This window comes from Pseudomonas phytophila, assembly GCF_025643095.1.
GTDB lineage: Bacteria > Pseudomonadota > Gammaproteobacteria > Pseudomonadales > Pseudomonadaceae > Aquipseudomonas > Aquipseudomonas quasicaspiana.
On record NZ_CP081201.1, the window covers coordinates 4,006,001 to 4,026,090 of the forward strand.

Below are 20,090 nucleotides of genomic sequence, written 5' to 3' on the forward strand. Positions count from 1 at the left end.
CAATGTTCGCCGCGAGACAGCGCGGTGTCGGGGGCGCACAGCGAGCTCATACAGAAAATGTATTTCCAGTTCAAAGGGTTAGATTTTGCGAGGAGAACTTCAGTCAACATCAAGCTCTTGCAGCCACTGACGGCTGAGCCTTGTGCAGATTGAACAGCGTCACAGCAGGATCGCGGCGGTATTCACTTGGCGTGAGCTGCATCTCATAACGGAAATGCCGGTTGAAGTTGGACAGGTTGCTGTAACCCACTTCGAAGCAGACATCGGCCACTGACATTGGCGTCTGCACCAGCAATCGGCAGGCCCGTTGAATTCTCAGTTTGCGCATCAGGTCGATGAAGCCATGGCCCGTAACGCGTTTGAAAAAGCGTGAAAAACCCGGCTCGCTCATGTGCAAGCGATCAGCAATGACTGAAACCCGGATATCGCCCGTCAGCTCGGCCTGCAAGTATTCAAAGGCTTTGTGAATACGCTCGGCACTTTTTGCATCAAGGGTAGGCGCATAACACGCGCTGGCCAGAAGTTTCGTGTGAGTCGGCGGCGCATTGAGCAGCACGCCCAGCAACTGCAGAAACAACACCAGGCGCTGTAATCCCTGCTCAGGTCCAATGGCTTCGAGTAACCGGGCGGCTTCGATGGCCGTCCCGCCAGTGAACTCAATGCCCCGTCTGGCCCGCTCGAACAGGGACTGTAAATGGCCAAGTTCGGGCAACAACTGGCGCAGTTTCAACAATGATCCACCGTCGAATTGCAGGACCACATCCCGCCCTTGCAAATATTCGTGCGGTGCCAGGTCCCCCATCCAGTCATGAGGCAAATCCGGACCGATCAGAGCAACGTGCCCGGCACTGAATGCGCCGATATAGTCACCCGCCACCAGTTTGCCGCTGCCACGACGGATGAGATGGATTTCAAACTCAGGATGGTGATTCCAGCGTGCCAGTGAGTAAGGATAATCGTGTTCATACCAGCGAAAGCTCTGCTCAGGCTGCGGCAGAATAATCTCCAGTTCAGCCGGTGAGTGCTCAAAAAGACTCGTGAGACTTTCAGCCATGATCCGCTCCTTTTTATTGTCATTGTGAGCTTGGTGATAACACGCACCATACGCCCGTCACGATCCCCTGCTCCACCTCAAACTGACCGGCGACTGATACTTTTTTAACCCTGAGATGATTCGACTGTCGCGGTTAAAAAAGTATCAACACGCCGTCCCCATTGCGTTTGCCGGGAATTCTGGCAACTGCTGTAATCGGCCCGTAGCCTCCTGCTGATCCGGATGTGATCAGTGAGGGCATAAAACAACAATAAGAATTCCGCGCCACAGGCGTGGAGTGGAGAGCATCATGCAAATGATCCCGAAAGCGCTCCTTCTGTCCGCTGGTCTGGCGTTTATCGCGTCCAGTCAGGCCGCCGAAACCATCACCATCACCATCGCCACCGTCAATAACAGCGACATGATCCGCATGCAGCGGCTGTCGAAAGTCTTTGAGGAGCAGCACCCCGACCTCAAACTCAATTGGGTGGTGCTGGAAGAAAACGTCCTGCGCCAACGGCTGACCACGGACATTGCCACTCAGGGTGGCCAGTTTGATGTATTGACCATCGGCACTTATGAAACGCCGCTTTGGGGCGCCAAAAACTGGCTCGAACCCATGAAGGACTTACCATCTGACTACGATCTGGAAGATATCTTTCCCTCGGTGCGCCAAGGCCTATCAGTTGATAACACGCTTTACGCCCTGCCCTTTTATGGCGAAAGCACAGTGACTTATTACCGCACTGATCTGTTCAGGCAGGCCGGCTTGAGCATGCCGGAACATCCGACCTGGACCCAGCTCGGCGAATTTGCAGCAAAACTTCATCACCCTGATAAAGAACAGTACGGCATGTGCCTGCGCGGTAAATCCGGCTGGGGCGAAAACATGGCACTGCTGACTACCATGGCCAATAGCTTCGGCGCGCGCTGGTTCGATGAGCAATGGCAACCTGAACTGACAGGGCCCGAGTGGACAGCGGCCGCCAACTATTACGTCAATACGCTCAAGAACTACGGACCGCCCGGTGTTTCAAGCAACGGTTTCAATGAAACGCTGGCCTTGTTTAACAGCGGCAAATGCGCGATCTGGGTAGATGCGAGCGTCGCGGGGTCCTTCACAACCGATAAAGAACAAAGTCGGGTGGTAGACAGCGTGGGCTTTGCCCCGGCTCCGGTTGAAGTTACTGACAAGGGTTCTTCGTGGCTGTATGCGTGGTCGCTGGCGATCCCCGCTACCTCCAGACATAAAGACGCGGCCAAAGCCTTTATTACCTGGGCGACCTCCAAAGAATACATTCAACTGGTCGCGCAGAAGGATGGCATCACCAACGTACCGCCAGGTACTCGCGCCTCCACCTACAGTGAGGCTTATCTGCAAGCCGCACCGTTCGCCAAAGTCACGCTGCAAATGATGCAGAACGCTGACCCCGCCCACCCGTCGGCAAAGCCAGTGCCTTACGTGGGCATTCAATACGTGACCATTCCAGAGTTCCAGGCCATTGGCACATCAGTGGGCAAGCTTTTCGCCGCTGCACTCACCGGACAGACCTCCGTTGCACAAGCGCTGGATGCCGCACAAAAAGTCACCATCAGGGAAATGAAACGCGCGGGCTATCCGAAAAAATAACTCACGCTATAGCTCTCGAAATGACCTGAACTTTGTACTTTTGAAGGATGGATTGACATGAAACGACTTGAAGGTAAAAGCGCCCTGATCACGGGGTCTGCAAGAGGCATCGGCCGGGCATTCGCCGAGGCCTATATTCGCGAAGGAGCAACGGTCGCCATCGCCGACATCGACCTTGAACGGGCACGCGCGACTGCTGAAGAATTAGGCAAGCAGGCCTACGCAGTAAAGATCGACGTCACTGCGCAAGCTTCCATTGATAACGCCATTGCCGAAGTGGTCGGAAAAACCGGAAAGCTGGATATCCTGATCAACAATGCGGCACTGTTCGACCTGGCCCCGATCACTGACATAACCCGTGAAAGCTACGACCGCCTGTTCGCCATCAACGTGGCAGGCACGCTGTTCACCTTGCAGGCAGCAGCCCGACAAATGATCAGTCAGGGAACCGGCGGCAAGATCATCAACATGGCGAGCCAGGCAGGACGACGCGGTGAAGCGCTGGTCGGTGTCTATTGCGCGACCAAGGCGGCGGTAATAAGCCTCACACAATCGGCGGGGCTGAACCTCATCAAACACCGAATCAACGTCAACGCCATTGCCCCCGGCGTCGTCGACGGTGAGCATTGGGACGGTGTCGACGCACTGTTCGCCAAACATGAGAATCGCCCGCTGGGAGAAAAGAAAAAACTCGTTGGCCAGGAGGTTCCTTATGGCCGCATGGGCACCGCCGATGACCTGACCGGCATGGCGATATTCCTTGCCTCGCAGGAAAGCGACTACATCGTGGCCCAGACCTATAACGTCGATGGGGGTAACTGGATGAGTTGACTGGCACCTGCCCGTGTGACGGCGCCACGGATGAGCGACGCACGTAGGAAGATATCAACGTGCGTAAACCACCTGATCGCGATCGACGGACTCAGGTGAACCTGGGTGTTGGTCAACCAGCCCCAGCCTCGGCACAATACTGCCTCGCTGCAGCAAGGCCCCCGGCGCCACCACAGCATTGGCACCAATCCTCGTACCATCCCCCACCAGCGCGCCAAATTTTGCGACGCCGGTTTCAATGATCCTATCGCCGTGGAGAATCCGGATATCGGCCCCGGCAAATTCGTTGCGATAGTTGGCGATAACCGCGCCGGCTTCGATGTTCACGTCCTGACCCAATAATGAGTCGCCCACAAAATTGAAGTGGGCCAGCTTGCTGCGGTCGAGCATGAAGCTGCTCTTCAATTCGCAGCTGGGACCGACAATACAATCGCTGCCAAGGAACACGCCGCCACGTAAATAGGCACCTGCGGCGATAAAACAGTCAGGCCCGATCACGATCGCCCCTTTGAGTACGGCGCCGTCTTCGACCTGCGCCGTTTTATGGATAGCGATATCGCCCTGACGCTGATAATCGGGCCCAAGCTTAGCCAGGATGGTGCGTACAAAATTTTCGCACTGCTGCGTGATCTGCCAGGGTGAGCGGGCTTGCGCATCAAGACCTAGCGCCTCCCAGTGCGAGATGAATTCTGAAATCGATATCCCGTGCATTCAGACTTCCTTTGAAAAGTGAGTAGAACGTTGCCGATTGCGGGCAGCAGGTTCACTGAATGGTTGCACATGTTTGATCATCGGGAAGACAGCATTTTTGCCATGTTGGAGCGAGGCTTGCCCGCGAATCGCCCTACTCGGTGAATCAGATACGACGAGTTGGGGTCCTTCGCGGGCAAGCCTCGCTCCAACAGAGTGCTTTGCGTCTGCACCCGCGAAAAGCATTACCCGGCAAAAAAACAAAATTGCCGTGTGCTTCTTTCGTTCTTTCATACGTCGCAAGCTTCATTGCCTGTTTTCTATGTCTGGAGCCCCCCAATGCTTTCGCCGAAATCCCTGCCCACTGCGCTGTTGGGCCTGGCCCTTGTCTGTCCGGCGCTGGCCGAGGCGCAGGAAGTGGAGCTGGGCCAGGTGCTGATCCGTGACCAGGAGCGAGGCAGCGAGGACCAGTCAGTCGAAGACGCGAAGGAACAACTGGCCAAGGTGCCCGGCGGAACCAACGTGATCGACCTGCGTCAGCCGTTACAGGGCCGCGTAGCGAGCAATCAAGATGTACTGGCGTATCAGCCCGGGGTCTATGCCCAGTCTGCGGGCAACGAAGGGGTAAAAATCTCCATACGCGGCTCGGGTATCAACCGCGCGCCGGGTGCCCACGCCTCCGGCCTGTACGCAATGCTCGACGGCCTTCCACTCACTGGCCCTGGCGGCACGCCCTATGAGCTACTTGAGCCGCTGTGGCTCGACCATGTAGAGGTGCTGCGCGGCGCCAATGGTTTTGACCGGGGTGCTCTGGCATTGGGCGGTGCCATCAACTACGTCAGCCACACTGGCTACGATGCGCCGCTGTTGCAGGTGCGCTACGTAACCGGTAGCCACGGATACAAACAGCGGCAGATCAGCTCCGGGCAAGTGCTGGGCGACTTCGACTACTACGTGGCGATGACCGATGCGCGCTCCGATGGCTATCAGGACCACACGTCCAGCGAGAGCCAAGGGGTCATCGCCAACTTCGGGTATCGCTTCAATCCGAATCTGGAAACCCGGTTCTATTTCCGCCATCGCGAGACCGATAACGAGCTTGCCGGGCGGGTCACCAAGAACTCTATCGAACACGACCCACGTGCTGCAAATCCTACTTATGAATCGCGGGACTATAATCGCGACCAGCCGGGCAGCACGTTTATCGGCAACAAAACCACCTGGTACATCGACGACGATTCAAGCATCGAGACCGGCCTCGTCTACCACGATTACCCCATGGACCTGCGCGAGGGGCCGAACCGTCTGCGGGTCGCCTACACGGATGTCAGTGGCACTTTCGACTACAAGCGCCGTGACACCCTGTGGGGTCTGGAAAGCAACAGCACGCTGGGTTTGCGCGTGACCAAGCACTTGCCCAACTCCGGCGCCAGCGAGTTCGTGCGTATCCCGACCGGCAACACCGCCGGGTATGCCCGAGGCACCCGCATTCGTAACTTCACCTATCAAGGCTCGGACACTGTTCTGCACGTCGGCAATGATCTGGAGATTGCCGACGACCTGTGGCTGACCACGGGCCTCGCAGCGATCTACACCCGCCGTGAGAGTGCCGTGACCTACCCTGACGGCGGTGGCAAAACCAGCATGGGCGACTGGGACTACGCGCCACGACTGGGCATGCGCTATCAGTTGACGCCTGACATGCAGGTGTTCGCCAATCTCAGCCGCTCGGTGGAAGGCCCGCATCCGTGGTCACTGATCTACAGCGCTGACCAGCGATTCCCGGCGGGCAGCGGCGTCGCCACCGGTGCGCAGCGCAACCCGGTCAAGCTACGCAACCAGACCGCTACCACCCTGGAGTTGGGCGGACGGGGCGACAGCACTCTCGGCGAATGGAGCCTGGCGTGGTACTACTCGCAAGTCCGTCACGAACTGCTTTCTGTGCTGCCGGACGCCAACGCAACTACACCTTACGAGCTTAACGCCAGCCCTACGGTTCATCAGGGTGTGGAAGCCAGCCTGCAGAGCAAACTGTGGTCCCATGAAGGAGGCGAACTGAGCCTGCGTCAGGCTTATACCTTCAGTGATTTCCACTACCGCGACGATGATCGCTTCGGCGATAAGCGGCTGCCCGGTCTGCCAATGCATTACTACCAGGGCGAGCTGCGCTACGACTGGCCGCAAGGTTTCTTCGCCGCTTTCAACACCCAGCTGGTGTCCAAAGCCGCCGTGGATTATGCCAACAGCTACTACGCCGACCCTTACGCACTGTTCGGCGCAACGGTGGGTTACAACGCCCCGAAGAACGACTGGCAGACCTGGGTCGACATGCGCAACCTGACCAACAAACATTACGCCGCCACTGTCACGCCGGGCTACGACGACCGAGGGCTGGACGCGGCGCGCTCAACGCCCGGCGAAGGTCTGGGGGTTTATGTCGGGGTGTCGTGGAGTTTGCGCTGAAGGCCTGAACGGCTGTCATTGAGCGGTTTGAAGCTGCTAGGATTCGGCCCTGCTGTTGGCGTACTCACCGCTTGACGCTAAGGACTTTGATTGAATACCGCTGCACTGCCCCGCCGCCCCGGCAACGGAAAAATAGCCCTGCTCGGGCTGCTGCAAATACTGTCCTGGGGCGGATCGTTCTACCTGCTCGGCGTATTGGCCGATCCTATCGCTGCCGACACAGGCTGGCCACATCAGTGGGTCCTGGGCGGTGCATCCATCGGTTTGCTGGTCGCCAGTCTGTTGTCGCCATTGTGTGGACGACTGATCTCCCGCATCGGCGGACGCAGAGTGCTGGCCGCCCATGGTCTGATTCTCGCCGCGGGCCTGTGGATGATGGCGCTGGCACCCTCGTTACCGGTCTTTCTGCTGGCCTGGGTCATCATCGGCATCGCCATGGCCAGCGGACTTTACGATGCGCTGTTCACGTCACTGGGTTCCACCTATGGGCTGGAAGCACGACCGATCATTGTCGGCATCACCCTGATTTCAGGGTTCTGCACCACCGTGATCTGGCCGCTGCTGGCGGTGATGGATCACCTCATGGGCTGGCGAATGACCTGCGGGGTGTTCGGCACCGTTGTTTTGTTTGTGCTCTATCCGCTATACCGTTATGCGCTGGACGCCCATGTGCCGGTTGCAGCATCCGGACATGCCAGCCAAGGCAGCGGCACGCCGCTCGCCTCCTCCATCTATTGGTCTATGACAGCGCTGTTCGCGATTGCCGCAGCGTTGATGACCTGTCTTTCCATTGTGATCCTGACCATCCTGCAAGCCCGCGGGCATAGCCTGGCATCCGCCATTGCACTGGCAGCGATGATCGGCCCGGCTCAGGTGCTGTGTCGGGTCATCGACCTGATGTTCAAACGCAAAGCGCCGATGTTCACGGCGTTGTTATCCAGCGGTTTTACGGCTTTGGGATTGCTGCTGGTGGACTTCGCACCGAGCCTGGTGGCCTGGGGACTGGTGTGTTACGGCGCAGGTAACGGCCTGCGCGCCATCGTCAAAAGCACCTTGCCTTTGGTGGTGGTGCATCAAAGCGATTACGCGGTGGTGTCCGGCAAAATGGCACGCCCGGCATTGCTGGCCCAGGCCGTAGCGCCCATCGCCTGCGGTTATGTGATCTCGCAACTGGGCAGCGAAGCGATGATCCATGTGCTGACAGCCATGGCATTGATTGCCTTCGGGTTGTGCCTGTGGCTTGCCCGATTGGTGGCGCGGCGTAAGGCGTGATAGAGCTGATCTACGGAATTGCAGACTATCTCCCTTTTGGGGACTCTATGTTCACCTGCAATCCGTAGGACCGGCTTTAGCCGGGAGAGCGTTATGTCTGCCTAAGAAAATTTAGCGAACAGCCCGACGTCCTCCCGGCTAAAGCCGGTCCTACGGAATGGGGTGGTCTATGTGAGAGGGTTTATGTTGGCCTGCAAGCGTCGATCCCGGTGGGAGCGAATTCATTCGCGAATGCGTCTTGTCAGGCTACAGAAGTGTTGAATCTGCCGGCCCTTTCCCGAATGAATTCGGTCCCACAGGTTTTGCATAAGCTTGAGATGCTACCACCTGTGGGATTTTGAACCTGATAACTGTGGGCTGCTGGACGACAGCCTCCTCTTTATCATGGCCATCGAGTGAGCAGCTCAGGCAAGTTCTTCAACCCAAAACAATCACTGCACCACGCTGAGCTCCTCGCCATGCACTGGGCGTCACTCCCACCAACCGCGTGAACACCCGGGTCAGGTGCGGTTGATCAGAAAAACCGCACGCCTGAGCAATGTTGACCAAGGAAAGTCCGGGCCGGGCCATCAACAACTCTTTAGCCTTCTCGACACGCATCTGCAGCAACCAGGTGTGCGGCGCAACACCCGTGGCCTGTTTGAACGCGCGGGAGAAATGACTGCGACTCAGCGAACACTCCTGAGCAATCCGCTCCACAGAAAGATCGCTGCCCAGATTGCTGGCAATCATCTCCTTGGCCAGACGTTCCTGAAGCGGCGTCAGCGTGGTCGTGAACTTCCCGGAAGTAGAAGCGATACGGCCATATTGAGTGACCGAGTGCGCGCACATCGCTAACAAAATGTGATCAATGAACAACTGATTGGCGGCTGCCGGGTTGCGTAACGCGGGCAGCATCGCCTGCGCCAGGTGATACAGCACTGGGTCCTGAGCGCCCTGTTCGTAGCGAAATCCACTGATGATCCGCCCGCCATTCTCACGCTGGTATTCGTCGAAGGTTTGCCGAGGGATATTGAACCGCAGGTTGTCATAGGAAGCCCGATGCTGGCAGCGCAGCTCATCCCCCATGAATGGCAAGGAAACACTGCCCTGACGATAGCCACCGGCATAACTCAGACGTCGGCCACGCCATAACCGATGCTCGGCAAAATCTTCGAGCTGGACGATGATCGAAAAGGCATCGAAGCAGGGAATATCAATGATCTTCTCAGGATCCGGACGCGCATCCACCACCCGAGTGGCGGAGAACTTTTCAGTATGCAAATGGGCGATGGCAGGGGCGCTCAAGTTGATTCCTTCGGCTCGGGGCGGGAAACACGTTCACCCTACTCTATCGGCAAAACCAGACATCTGCGACCGGGCTCTGATCGGACAATATGTGGCTTACTGAATAAATGTTTTTCTCTGGAGCTCACGAGCACCGCGAAGCAGCGATGGCGGCCTGCCTGATACACCGCCATCGCGACCTCGCGGTGCTCGTGCGCGCTCATCAAACACAAAATAACTATTTGAATTCACCTACTTTTTTGTAGGAGTGAGCTTGCTCGCGATAGCGTTTGGTCAGGCGATAATTTCTCAACATTTCGACCGCCATCGCGAGCAAGCTCACTCCTACAGGATCCAGTGTTTGCCGCGAGACGGCGCGGTGTCACGCACACCGGGCCACTCCTACAGATCAACATCAACCGGTTGCAGGTCGTGAGTTGATCGCGACAGCGCCGAATAATAGCGGGCTCGTTCAGTCGGGCGATACCAATGATGGGCACTGGACCAGATGCTCCTTGAGAAACCCGATCAGCGCCTGCACCGGACGCGAGCCCTGACGGTGTTGCGGGTAGACCGCCGACAACGCCAGTGATGGCGTGCGGAACTCATTGAGAACACGGACCAGACGCCCGTCTTCCAAAGCCGCGCCGACAATGAATAGCGGCAAATAGGTGATCCCCAACCCGCCAATGGCAGCATCGCGCAACAGTTCGCCATTGTTGGCGCGCATCCTTCCGCACAGGCTGACCGCCAACGGCTTGCCATTTCGCTCGAAGCGCCACTGCACCTGACGGCTGTGACCATAAGGCAAGCAATCATGATGCTTGAGCGCTTCCGGTTCGGCAGGTGCGCCGCGTCGCTCAAGGTAGTCGGGACTGCAACAGAACACCCGTTCGATATTGGCAATATGACGGGCGATCAGCGTCGAGTCTTCCAGCACACCGATACGCAGCGCCAGGTCGTAACCTTCGCCCAGCAAGTCCACGGCGCGGTCACTCAGGTCCACTTCTACCGACACCTCGGGATAGCGCTGCAGGAAAACCGGCAACAAGGGCCCCAAATGCTCAATGGCAAACGACAACGGTGCAGTGATGCGAATGGTGCCCCGCGGCTGAGTGTTCTGCCCGGCTATGCTCTGTTCGGCCTGTTCGAGATCCGCTACCAGCCGCAACGCCGATTCGTAATAGGCCTGGCCCAGCGGTGTAACGTCCAGCCGACGGGTTGAACGGTTGAGCAAACGTACGCCAAGACGCTCTTCAAGCTGGATCAGACGGCGACTGATGAATTGCTTGGAAAGCCCCAACTGCTCGGCGGCAGCGGTGAAACTCCCGGATTCCATCACCTGGGTAAATATGCGCATATCTTCGAAAGGGTTCATTGTCGCTCACCGGTTGACAGTCCAACGCTTTCTACCAGCTTTATCGGCCCAATGCATGGGCTTAATCTGCGCTGACTGTATTCCCTTTGCTGAACCGACCTCCTACAGGATCAGATCATGCCCGCATTCATTCAAAGCTATCCGCTGATCTGCAGCCTGTTGCTGGTCTTGCTGGATCTGGCCAGCTGGAATCTGGTGCCGTACCCCTACCGATTGCAAAAAGTTGCAGTACGGCTGGCGTTGTTTCTGGTTTATAGCGTAGTGATTATCAGCGCTGGCCTGAGCCCACTGGACAGTGCCCCTTGGGAAGAAGACAGCGCCCGGCATCTGGCGGCTACCGCACTGGAAATCATCTGGTGGATTCTGGCGGCCAGGACCCTGACTGAAATCATCGGCACGTTATTGATGCGGCGCATCGGTCACAGCGGTCGCTTGTTGCAGGAAGTGATCGGCGCCGTGATCTTTCTGATCGCTATCGTGGCAGCCGCCGGTTATGTCATGCAGCTTCCCGTCAAAGGCTTGCTGGCGACGTCCGGAGCAATGGCCATCGTGGTCGGTCTGGCGTTGCAGAGCACGTTGGCCGACGTGTTCTCAGGGATCATCCTCAACACCACCAAGCCTTATCAGGTTGACGACTCGATCAGCATCGACGGGGTTGAAGGCAAGGTCGTCGACATCGACTGGCGCGCCACTCACTTGCTGACCGGCACGGGCAGCACGGCGGTCATCCCCAACTCGGTAGCGGCCAAGGCCAAAATCGTCAACCTCAGCCGGCCCAGAGACATGTTCGGCGTGTCGATCAACATCATGGTCTCACCGCACATCCGCCCGCGCCGCGTACTGGATGCACTGGACCGAGCCCTCCAAGGCAGCAGCGCCTTGCTGCCATTCCCCAAGGCCCGAGCGGTGGTCAAGGAAGCCAGCCCGACCACCATCGAATACACCGTCACTGGGTTTATCAGGGATCTGGACAAGAAAAGCGAAGTCCGCAACCTGCTGTTCGACCTCGCCTACCGTCACCTCGAAGCCGCGGGCATTGCGTGGCAGTCCGACGTTACGGCAGAACCGGTGTCCCGTGCCCGGACCTTGCTGGACGAAGTGAAGGTATTCCGCGCGCTGAACATCGAAGAGAAAAACCATCTGGCGCAGAGCATGTCTGCCAGGGAATACGCTGCGGGTCAGGTGATCATCGAAGCCAATGAAGTCACCGACAGCCTGCTGGTGATCGCCACCGGCGTGGTGTCGGCCGAAGTATCCGACGGCAAGGCCTTCATCGAAGCCGGGCGCATGGGTCCGAGCGAAGTAATGGGCGAACAGAGCATTCTCGACGACACACCGTCCGAAGCCCGTTTCACCGCCCTTACCTCGTGTGTGGTCTACAGCATCGACAAAAGCGTGGCCCGGGAAACCATGGAGCATGAAGGTCAGATCAAAAATGCCCTGACGAAACTCCAGGCCGTGCGCCAGCACAGCAGCCAGTCATTACTGACCGAGAAACCGGCAGCCATCAAGAAAGGCAGTTTTCTGGGGTGGTTGCAGAAGCGGTGATATATGACAACACTGTCAAGCAACACACATTTACCGAAATGTAATCTTTGTGGGAGCAGAGCTTGCTCGCGATAAGGCTGGATGCGATTTGCTCTAGATCACGTTCAGCCTTATCGCGAGCAAGCTCTGCTCCCACGGGGTTGGAGGTGTCAGCCCCTGACAGCATCCTTCCAGACCTGCGCCCCATCAAAAAACGCATGGGCATTGCTGACCAGTGTTTCCAGGTGGTAACCGCCCTCCTGCACGATCACGCACGGCAGCCCCAGGCTGCGAATCCGCTCGCCCAGTTTCGCGAATCCTTCCCGGGTGACCGCGACCTGGCTCTGCGGGTCATGCTCGTAGATATCGAAGCCCAAGGACAACACCAGCACCTGCGCGTCAAAAGATTTAACGGCATCCAGAGCCTGTTCAAGCTTGTCCATGAACACCGATTCAGGCGAACCGTGAGGCATCGGGAAGTTCACGTTGCAGCCAGCCCCGGCACCTTCACCCTGCTCGTCTTCGAACCCGGCAACGCCTGGATAAAAGTTCTCCGGATCGCCATGAATGGAGACGTACAGCACATCATCGCGATCGTAAAAAATCTCCTGGATACCCTGACCGTGGTGCATGTCAGTGTCCAGCACTGCGACCCGCTCAAAGCCGTCACGCAAAACCTGAGCAGCCACTGCGGCGCTGTTGACGTAGCAGAACCCACCTGCGGCTTCTTTGCGAGCGTGATGCCCGGGCGGACGGCATAGCGCATATGCTGCAGGCTCACCATCAAGCACAGCCTTGGCAGCCGCCACCGCGCTTTGAGCAGACCAGTACGCAGAGCGCCAGGTGTTCTCACCCACCGGGCAACTGCCATCGGCCAGATAGCGCGCGGCCTGGGCCAGAATCCCACGCAAGGCATTGGGCTCGCGGACGAAGATGTTCGACATCACTTCATCGCCCCAGTCTTCGGGCATCTTCTTCCATTCTGTATGTGCGCTTTTCAGGAACGTCAGATATGCATCGCTGTGGACCGCCAGCAAAGGAGCGAGGCCAAAATCAGCCGGTTGCTGAATATCGAACGCCAGCCCCTGAACCGCTTGCAGCAGATTCTGTGCCCGCTGCGGGACCTCCTGTGGCGTGCGCATCTGCCCACGGGAGTAATAGCTTTTGGGAAAGTGCAGAAGCTGTTCCGGATGAAAAAAACTGAGCATGGGTGTTCCTCATTCAGTAGGTCGCGCCAATCAGGCTTCGCGAGCGGTTTCCAGTTCGAATGCCGTGGCATGTCGCTTGGCGAGTGCCAGCACGCAGATCAGTGAGGTGCCTGCGATCAGGCTGTAGAACAACGCCATCGGCCACCATTGGCCGGGGTAGGAATGCGCCAGCCAGGTGCCGATCAAGGGCGTCAGACCGCCTGCCAGCGCACCGCACACCTGATAGGCCAGGGAAATCGCGGTGTAGCGAACCCGGGTTTCAAACATGCCGCTGACGTAACCGGCGATTACTGCGTAGAACGACGCCATGCAGACCACCGCCAGGGCGATGCCGAGAATGATCAACGGTGCCTGACCGCTGCTGACCAGGATGAACATCGGATACGGCGAGGCCATCGCCAAAATCGTCACGCCACACAGGAAGCGCGTGGCGCCGACCTTCTCCGCCACCCATGCCGCAATCGGCTGGATGCAGAACTGAATGATCGCCACCACGAACAGACATTCCAGAATCAGCGACCTTGGCAAATTCAATTGCTGAGTGGTGTAAGCAATCATGAAGGTGTTGGTGAAATACACCCCCGCGATGCCCAGCGTGTTTGCGCCGATGCACAGCAGCAAGGGCCGCCATGAAGTCTTGAGCACCTCGAATACCGGAGCCTGTGCCTTGCGGCCAGACTTGGCGACATCCAGCCGTGCCTGCTCTTTGTCATTGAGGAATTCAGGTGACTCGTTGACACCCAGGCGAATCGCCAGACCGACCACCAGCAACGCGGCGCTGGCCAGAAACGGCAGACGCCAGCCCCAGCTCATCAGGTCTTCTTCGGGCAGACGGGTTACCGCGCTGAACGCCAGCAGCGAAAGGATCAACCCCGCAGGGCTGCCCAACTGCGCAAATGAGGCGAAGAAATTACGTCGGCCTTTGGGCGCATGTTCACCCGCCATCAATACTGCACCGCCCCACTCGCCTCCAACAGCAATGCCCTGGACCACACGCAGGAGGATCAGCAACACCGGCGCCGCTGCGCCAATTTGCGCATAGGTCGGCAGCAAACCGATACAGACTGTGACCACGCCCATCATCACCAGGGTGATGACCAGCGATTTCTTGCGGCCGATACGGTCGCCGATGTGACCAAACACGATGCCGCCCAACGGTCGGGCAAAGAAGCCCACGGCAAAGGTGCCGAAGGCCGCCATGGTGCTGAACAATTTATCTTCGGAAGGGAAAAAGAGCTGACCGAATACCAGCGCAGCGGCGGTGGCATAGATATAAAAGTCGTACCACTCGATCATCGTACCGATGAACGCGGCGGCGGCAGCCCGGCGTGGCTGCGCAGAAGCAGTGGGCTTCATGAATCAACTCCATTGGTTAGTATTTTTGGCAGGAGAAAATGATCTTGCTGAGGCCGCTCTGTTGGCGACTATGGACGGATTTTTTGCTCGACAGGCATAATCAGTCAAATTTCTATTTATTATTCGAACTATAAGCCGCAATTATAGTGAGGTTGCCGTGACCGACTCTTCCCGCGATATATCTCCCTTGCTCAATGACCGCCTTGACTGGAATCTGCTGCGTACCTTCCGGGTGATTGGCCAGGAGCTGAGCATCAGCCGGGCCGCTGCCAGAATGCACCTGACCCAACCCGCGGTCAGTCAGGCCCTCAAGCGTCTGGAAGAACAACTGGGTTGTCAGCTTATCGCCCGTCGCGGGCCACGGTTCGACCTGACCGAAGCCGGTGTGAAAATCTTCGCCCTGGCGGGTGAGATTTACGGCCAGGTCTCGCAAGTGAGCAACACCTTGCAGATGCCGGGGGATGAAGTGATCGGCAAAGTCCGCTTGCTGATGATCAGCCGGATCGTGTCGAGCAACTTTGATAATTTCCTGACGGAGTTCCACCGCCAACACCCCCGGGTTGACCTGGAAGTGGACGTGATGCGCAGCTCCGACATCGTCAGCGCGCTGCTGGAGAAAACCGCCACCCTGGGCTTGAGCCTGAATCGCCGCCCACAACCCCGGCTGGAACAACGCCTGTTTCAACGTCAGCGTTACGTGTTTTTCTGCGGCCGGAACCATCCACTGTATGGTCGCACCGACCTCAGTCAGAGCGATCTGCAGTCGGAAAACTTCGTCAGTTTCACCAGTGACCAGATCGGCGGGATGCTTTCGCCCCTGACCATCTTTCGTGACCAGCAAGGTTTTGGCGGTAGGATTGTGGCGTCATCTTCAAGCCTCGAAGAAATCAGGCGCCTGGTCATTGCGGGGATTGGTCTGGGATGCCTGCCCGAGCATGTCGTGGTTGACGACGTTGAACAGGGGTTACTGTGGCGGGTGCCGCCGTTGGAGGGCGTTGCGGACGTCGATATTCATTTGCTGTGGAACCGTGAACAGCGCATGAGCCGTGCTGAAACGGTGTTTATCGAAGGATTGGCAGCGCGGCTGGAAAATACATGAAGTTTTTATCTTCATGATTAACCCGCCGCGCTTTAATACAGAACTGAAACAGGTAATTCCCAATCAGTTTTTATTTCGGCAATCATTCAATGCTTGATACTTAACAGTCTTCAACGCACCGTTGGAATCTTCGTAGGTCATTAGCTGCGGGTTGACGCCGCACACTTTGGAAGCCGAAGACATACGCACAACTTTCTCAACGTCAAGTTTCATACCGTACTCATACTTCACGATGCCGGGAAGAGCCTGATTTTTATCGGCGGCATAATCCGCAACAAACGCCTGGTGCTCTTTGATAATCTTGCTGGCGACCGGTTCATGATCGCTGGAAGCAAAAGAAGTAACAGGAACAAGTACGGCCAGCGCAAGCATCAACGATTTAGCGATTTTCATTTTCTCTGTCTCCGTTTAGTGGGTGATTGAAAGATACCAGTCCATCGCTAACAACGAGGTGGCGCAAACATGACGATTTGGAAATCTGGAAAAAGTCTTGAGATCTTCCCCGTGCACTTAATAACAACATTGTCATTATTCACTCACCGTCCTGTTAGCTTGGCTATTTATACTCATCGCTAACACTGAGGAGCACGACGCAGCTTGCTTCAAGACTCCGCAGTCACTGCCCTTAAACAGAATGGTAACTACGATGACTACAATCAAAGCAATCGCCTTCACACTCGTCGCCCTCTCATCCACCGCGGCAATGGCCCACGATGGAAGTGAACGCGCCAGCCCGGCCGCTGAAAAAATCAAGGTCGCTCAGGAGCAGCGCTTCAACGATCAAATCAATGGCGAATCATCGCGTCTTGTGAATACCGAGAAAAAGACCTCGGTTAATGAACCTGAAAAAGGTTAAGGATTAACTTCGGTTCCACTCTATTCACCTTTAGCAGCTGACAAGCTCCTTTGGTCAAGGTGAATCTTTAGCGCCCTTCGGGGCGCTTTTTTTATTTCTGATAAACACATAACCGTGACTCCCTCTCTCAACACAACTAATACGGTAGTTGTAGGAGTGAGCTTGCTCGCGATAGCAATCTATCCGTAAAGAAAGTATCGCCAGAAGAAATGCATCGCGAGCAAGCTCACTCCTACAGGAACCGCGTGCTACACTTGACACATAAAAAAACCCGCAACAGTTACCTGTCGCGGGCTATTTATTTACAACAATGACGTTATGTCTGCTCTTCTTCCCGACGGTGCGCCCATTGATAGAGCGCAGGCAGAACCAACAAGGTCAGCGCGGTGGACGACAATATCCCGCCAATCACCACGGTGGCCAGCGGACGCTGAACTTCTGCCCCCGTACCGGTCGCCAGCGCCATCGGAATAAAGCCTAACGACGCGACCAACGCAGTCATCAACACCGGGCGCAAGCGGGTCAGCGCACCTTCGTTGATCGCATCGCCCAGCGAACGCCCTTCCTCGCGCAGGTTACGAATGAACGAGATCATCACCAGGCCGTTAAGCACCGCCACACCCGACAAGGCGATAAACCCTACCCCCGCCGAGATGGACAGCGGAATGTCCCTCAACCACAGCGCCATGACGCCGCCGGTCAAGGCAAAGGGAATACCAGTGAAAACCAGTAAGCCGTCCTTCAGGTTATTGAACATCATGAACAGCAGCGCCAGCACCATCAGCAGCGCCACTGGAACCACGATCTGCAAGCGCTTGGCAGCGGACTGCAACTGTTCAAACTGGCCGCCCCAATTAGTCCAATATCCCGCCGGAATCTGCACGTCGCGTTCGATGGTCTCGCCCGCCTCTTGCACAAACGAGCCGAGGTCGCGACCGCGTACGTTAGCGCTGACGATGACCAGACGTTTGCCGTTTTCCCGGCTGATCTGGTTCGGCCCCAGTACGAGATCCAGGCTTGCCACCTGGGACAGCGAAATGAAGCTGATCTGCTGATTGACGCTGCTCGCCGTCGCAGGCACGGGGATCAGCAGGCTCGACAGTCCGGCCACGTCTGTACGCAAGGTTTCCGACAGTCGCACTACCATGTCAAAGCGACGATCACCTTCATAGAGAGTACCCGCCTGGCGCCCGCCTACTGCGATGGCAATGGCGTCCTGAACATCGCCTACATTGAGGCCATAACGCGCAGCCTTGTCGCGGTCAATGTTGATGGTCAGCACAGGTAAGCCGGTAGTTTGTTCAACCTTGACCTCAGACGATCCCGGCACCTTCTGCAAGGTCGCAGCGATTTTCGCGGCAGTCTGGTTCAGTACCGCCATGTCATCGCCAAACACCTTCACCGCAACGTCGCTGCGCACACCTGAAACCAGCTCGTTGAAGCGCAGCTGAATCGGCTGTGACAGTTCATAGTTACTGCCCGGCACTGTCGCAGCGGCCTGCTGCAATTCGGCAATCAGCGTTTCGCGAGACTTGCCAGGATCTGGCCATTCACTTTGCGGCTTGAGCATGACGTAACTGTCAGAGATGTTCGGCGGCATCGGGTCCGCAGCGATCTCTGCGGTGCCTGTTCGGGCGAACACACGCTCGACTTCCGGCATTTTCTCGACGATGGCTTTTTCAAGACGCTGCTGCATGTCCACTGATTGAGTCAGGCTGGTGCCTGGAACCCGAAGTGCCTGCAACGCAAAGTCGCCCTCACTCAAGCTCGGGATGAACTCACTGCCCATGCGGCTGGCGGTGAACCCGGACAAGACAATCAGTACCACAGCGACGGAGAACGCTATCGACCGATGGCTCAATACCCACTTCAAAACAGGTGCGTAGCGCAGACGCGCGGTACGCATCACCACGCCCTCTTCTTCCTTGACCTTGCCGGTGACAAACATGGCAATGGCCGCCGGTACGAATGTCACCGACAGGATCATGGCGCCCAGCAGCGCGATCACTACGGTAAAGGCCATCGGGTGGAACATTTTACCCTCGACCCCCGTCAGGGCGAAGATCGGCAGGTACACGACCATGATGATCAACTGGCCGAAAATCAGTGGTCGACGTGCTTCTTTGGCGGCTGCAAACACCTCATGAAAGCGCTCCGAACGGGTCAACATCCGTCCGTACTTCTGCTGTGCGTGCGCCAGTCTGCGGATCGCGTTTTCGACAATTACGACTGCGCCGTCAACGATGATGCCGAAGTCCAGCGCGCCGAGACTCATCAGGTTGGCACTGACTTTGTTGGTGAACATACCGGTGAAGGTGAACAGCATGGCCAAGGGAATCACCATGGCGGTGATCAACGCGGCACGGATATTACCGAGGAACAAAAACAGAATCGCGATGACCAGAATGGCCCCTTCGATCAGGTTCTTCTTGACCGTGGCGATGGCTTTTTCAACCAGCGTCGTGCGGTCATAAACCGTGATCGCTTCAACACCTTCCGGCAATGAACGGTTGATATCAGCCAGCTTGGCAGCCACGGCCAGGGAAACCGTGCGGCTGTTTTCGCCGATCAGCATGAACACGGTACCGAGTACCACTTCCCGGCCATTTTCGGTAGCAGCGCCAGAGCGTAGCTCCTGACCAATGTCCACGTCGGCCACGCTGCTGACCCGGATAGGCGTTCCCTGGACATTAGCGATGACGATGTTGGCAATGTCCTGCACCGTGCCCAACTGACCCGGCGCGCGAATCAATAACTGCTCGCCGCCGCGCTCAATGTAGCCTGCGCCAATGTTGGCGTTGTTGCGCTCAAGGGCAGCCACCAGATCATTCAACGTCAGCTTGTACGCGGCGAGTTTCTTCGGGTCGGGCGCGATCTGATACTGCTTGGCGAAACCACCAATGGTGTTGATCTCGGCGACGCCAGGCACGTTGCGCAGCTGCGGCTTGATGATCCAGTCCTGAATCACCCGCAGATCGGTCGAGGTGTAAGGCGTGCCGTCTTCCTTCAGCGCGCCCTCTTTAGCCTCCACCGTCCAGAGGAAAATCTCGCCAAGCCCGGTAGAAATTGGCCCCATGACCGCATCGACACCTTCGGGCAACTGATCCTTGGCGATTTGCAGACGCTCGCCGACCAACTGGCGGGCGAAGAACAGGTCCGTGCCGTCTTCAAAAATCACCGTGACCTGTGAGAGGCCCGAGCGCGACAGAGAACGTGTCTGCTGCAGACCCGGCAGGCCTGCCATGCTCGTTTCAATCGAGAAGGTCACCCGCTGTTCTGTCTCCAGGGGCGAAAAACCGGGCGCCGAAGTATTGATCTGTACCTGCACATTAGTGATGTCAGGCACAGCATCAATGGGCAGTTTCTGGTAGCTGGCAATGCCGAGCCCTGCCATGAGCAACACGGCAAGCATCACCACGATGCGCTGCTCGATTGCGAATTGGATCAACCGTTCAAACATGACGTTGTACTCTTGCGAGGC

At 57.2% G+C, this 20,090-nt stretch carries 15 protein-coding genes; 7 read left to right on the plus strand and 8 right to left on the minus strand.

Annotation, left to right across the window (positions count from 1 at the left end; genetic code table 11):
- Nucleotides 1–109: 109 nt before the first annotated feature.
- The gene (locus tag K3169_RS18085) at nucleotides 110–1,054 is read right to left on the minus strand and encodes an AraC family transcriptional regulator (RefSeq protein WP_263267307.1); all 945 of its coding nucleotides are present in this window, start codon (nucleotides 1,052–1,054) and stop codon (nucleotides 110–112) included.
- Nucleotides 1,055–1,343: 289 nt separating this feature from the next.
- Between K3169_RS18085 and K3169_RS18090 the strand changes: the two genes are divergently transcribed.
- Both K3169_RS18090 and K3169_RS18095 read left to right on the plus strand, forming a co-directional pair.
- Complete coding sequence (locus K3169_RS18090) at nucleotides 1,344–2,663, plus strand: ABC transporter substrate-binding protein (RefSeq protein ID WP_263267308.1); 1,320 nt, start codon at nucleotides 1,344–1,346, stop codon at nucleotides 2,661–2,663.
- A 57-nt stretch (nucleotides 2,664–2,720) separates the two neighbouring features.
- Nucleotides 2,721–3,494 (plus strand): L-iditol 2-dehydrogenase, encoded by a 774-nt coding sequence (locus K3169_RS18095; RefSeq protein WP_122706360.1) that lies wholly within the window; start codon nucleotides 2,721–2,723, stop codon nucleotides 3,492–3,494.
- A gap of 54 nt (nucleotides 3,495–3,548) precedes the next feature.
- On the opposite strand, the gene K3169_RS18100 is transcribed toward K3169_RS18095, so the two are convergent.
- Nucleotides 3,549–4,205, minus strand: a complete 657-nt coding sequence (locus K3169_RS18100; protein WP_263267309.1) for a transferase — start codon at nucleotides 4,203–4,205, stop codon at nucleotides 3,549–3,551.
- Nucleotides 4,206–4,523: 318 nt separating this feature from the next.
- Between K3169_RS18100 and K3169_RS18105 the strand changes: the two genes are divergently transcribed.
- Both K3169_RS18105 and K3169_RS18110 read left to right on the plus strand, forming a co-directional pair.
- Nucleotides 4,524–6,647, plus strand: coding sequence for a TonB-dependent receptor family protein (locus K3169_RS18105; protein ID WP_263267310.1), 2,124 nt, complete (start codon nucleotides 4,524–4,526; stop codon nucleotides 6,645–6,647).
- A gap of 90 nt (nucleotides 6,648–6,737) precedes the next feature.
- Nucleotides 6,738–7,919 carry an MFS transporter gene (locus tag K3169_RS18110; RefSeq protein ID WP_263267311.1) on the plus strand — a complete coding sequence of 394 codons (1,182 nt, stop codon included), beginning with the start codon at nucleotides 6,738–6,740 and terminating at the stop codon, nucleotides 7,917–7,919.
- Between the two features lie 417 nt (nucleotides 7,920–8,336).
- Here the strand turns inward: K3169_RS18110 and K3169_RS18115 are convergent, their stop codons facing one another.
- Together K3169_RS18115 and K3169_RS18120 are read right to left on the minus strand one after the other, a co-directional pair.
- Nucleotides 8,337–9,206: a helix-turn-helix domain-containing protein gene (locus tag K3169_RS18115; protein ID WP_263267312.1), complete on the minus strand. Its 870-nt coding sequence runs from the start codon at nucleotides 9,204–9,206 to the stop codon at nucleotides 8,337–8,339.
- Nucleotides 9,207–9,657: 451 nt separating this feature from the next.
- The gene (locus K3169_RS18120; protein WP_263267313.1) at nucleotides 9,658–10,563 is read right to left on the minus strand and encodes a LysR family transcriptional regulator; all 906 of its coding nucleotides are present in this window, start codon (nucleotides 10,561–10,563) and stop codon (nucleotides 9,658–9,660) included.
- A 117-nt stretch (nucleotides 10,564–10,680) separates the two neighbouring features.
- On the opposite strand from K3169_RS18120, the gene K3169_RS18125 reads away from it, so the two are divergent.
- Nucleotides 10,681–12,111: a mechanosensitive ion channel family protein gene (locus K3169_RS18125; protein ID WP_122396778.1), complete on the plus strand. Its 1,431-nt coding sequence runs from the start codon at nucleotides 10,681–10,683 to the stop codon at nucleotides 12,109–12,111.
- Nucleotides 12,112–12,260: 149 nt separating this feature from the next.
- On the opposite strand, the gene K3169_RS18130 is transcribed toward K3169_RS18125, so the two are convergent.
- Both K3169_RS18130 and K3169_RS18135 read right to left on the minus strand, forming a co-directional pair.
- Entirely contained in the window at nucleotides 12,261–13,298 is a 1,038-nt protein-coding gene (locus tag K3169_RS18130) for a histone deacetylase family protein (RefSeq protein ID WP_255885356.1), read from the minus strand.
- A 30-nt stretch (nucleotides 13,299–13,328) separates the two neighbouring features.
- Nucleotides 13,329–14,654: an MFS transporter gene (locus K3169_RS18135; RefSeq protein WP_122706370.1), complete on the minus strand. Its 1,326-nt coding sequence runs from the start codon at nucleotides 14,652–14,654 to the stop codon at nucleotides 13,329–13,331.
- Nucleotides 14,655–14,811: 157 nt separating this feature from the next.
- Here K3169_RS18135 and K3169_RS18140 point away from each other — a divergent pair, with 157 nt between their 5' ends.
- Nucleotides 14,812–15,753: a LysR family transcriptional regulator gene (locus K3169_RS18140; protein ID WP_099268264.1), complete on the plus strand. Its 942-nt coding sequence runs from the start codon at nucleotides 14,812–14,814 to the stop codon at nucleotides 15,751–15,753.
- 63 nt (nucleotides 15,754–15,816) lie between these two features.
- Here the strand turns inward: K3169_RS18140 and K3169_RS18145 are convergent, their stop codons facing one another.
- Nucleotides 15,817–16,146: a DUF2790 domain-containing protein gene (locus K3169_RS18145; protein WP_099268263.1), complete on the minus strand. Its 330-nt coding sequence runs from the start codon at nucleotides 16,144–16,146 to the stop codon at nucleotides 15,817–15,819.
- 253 nt (nucleotides 16,147–16,399) lie between these two features.
- On the opposite strand from K3169_RS18145, the gene K3169_RS18150 reads away from it, so the two are divergent.
- Nucleotides 16,400–16,609, plus strand: a complete 210-nt coding sequence (locus K3169_RS18150) for a hypothetical protein (RefSeq protein ID WP_027902780.1) — start codon at nucleotides 16,400–16,402, stop codon at nucleotides 16,607–16,609.
- Nucleotides 16,610–16,925: 316 nt separating this feature from the next.
- Here the strand turns inward: K3169_RS18150 and K3169_RS18155 are convergent, their stop codons facing one another.
- Nucleotides 16,926–20,069 carry a CusA/CzcA family heavy metal efflux RND transporter gene (locus K3169_RS18155; protein ID WP_263267314.1) on the minus strand — a complete coding sequence of 1,048 codons (3,144 nt, stop codon included), beginning with the start codon at nucleotides 20,067–20,069 and terminating at the stop codon, nucleotides 16,926–16,928.
- Nucleotides 20,070–20,090: the final 21 nt, after the last annotated feature.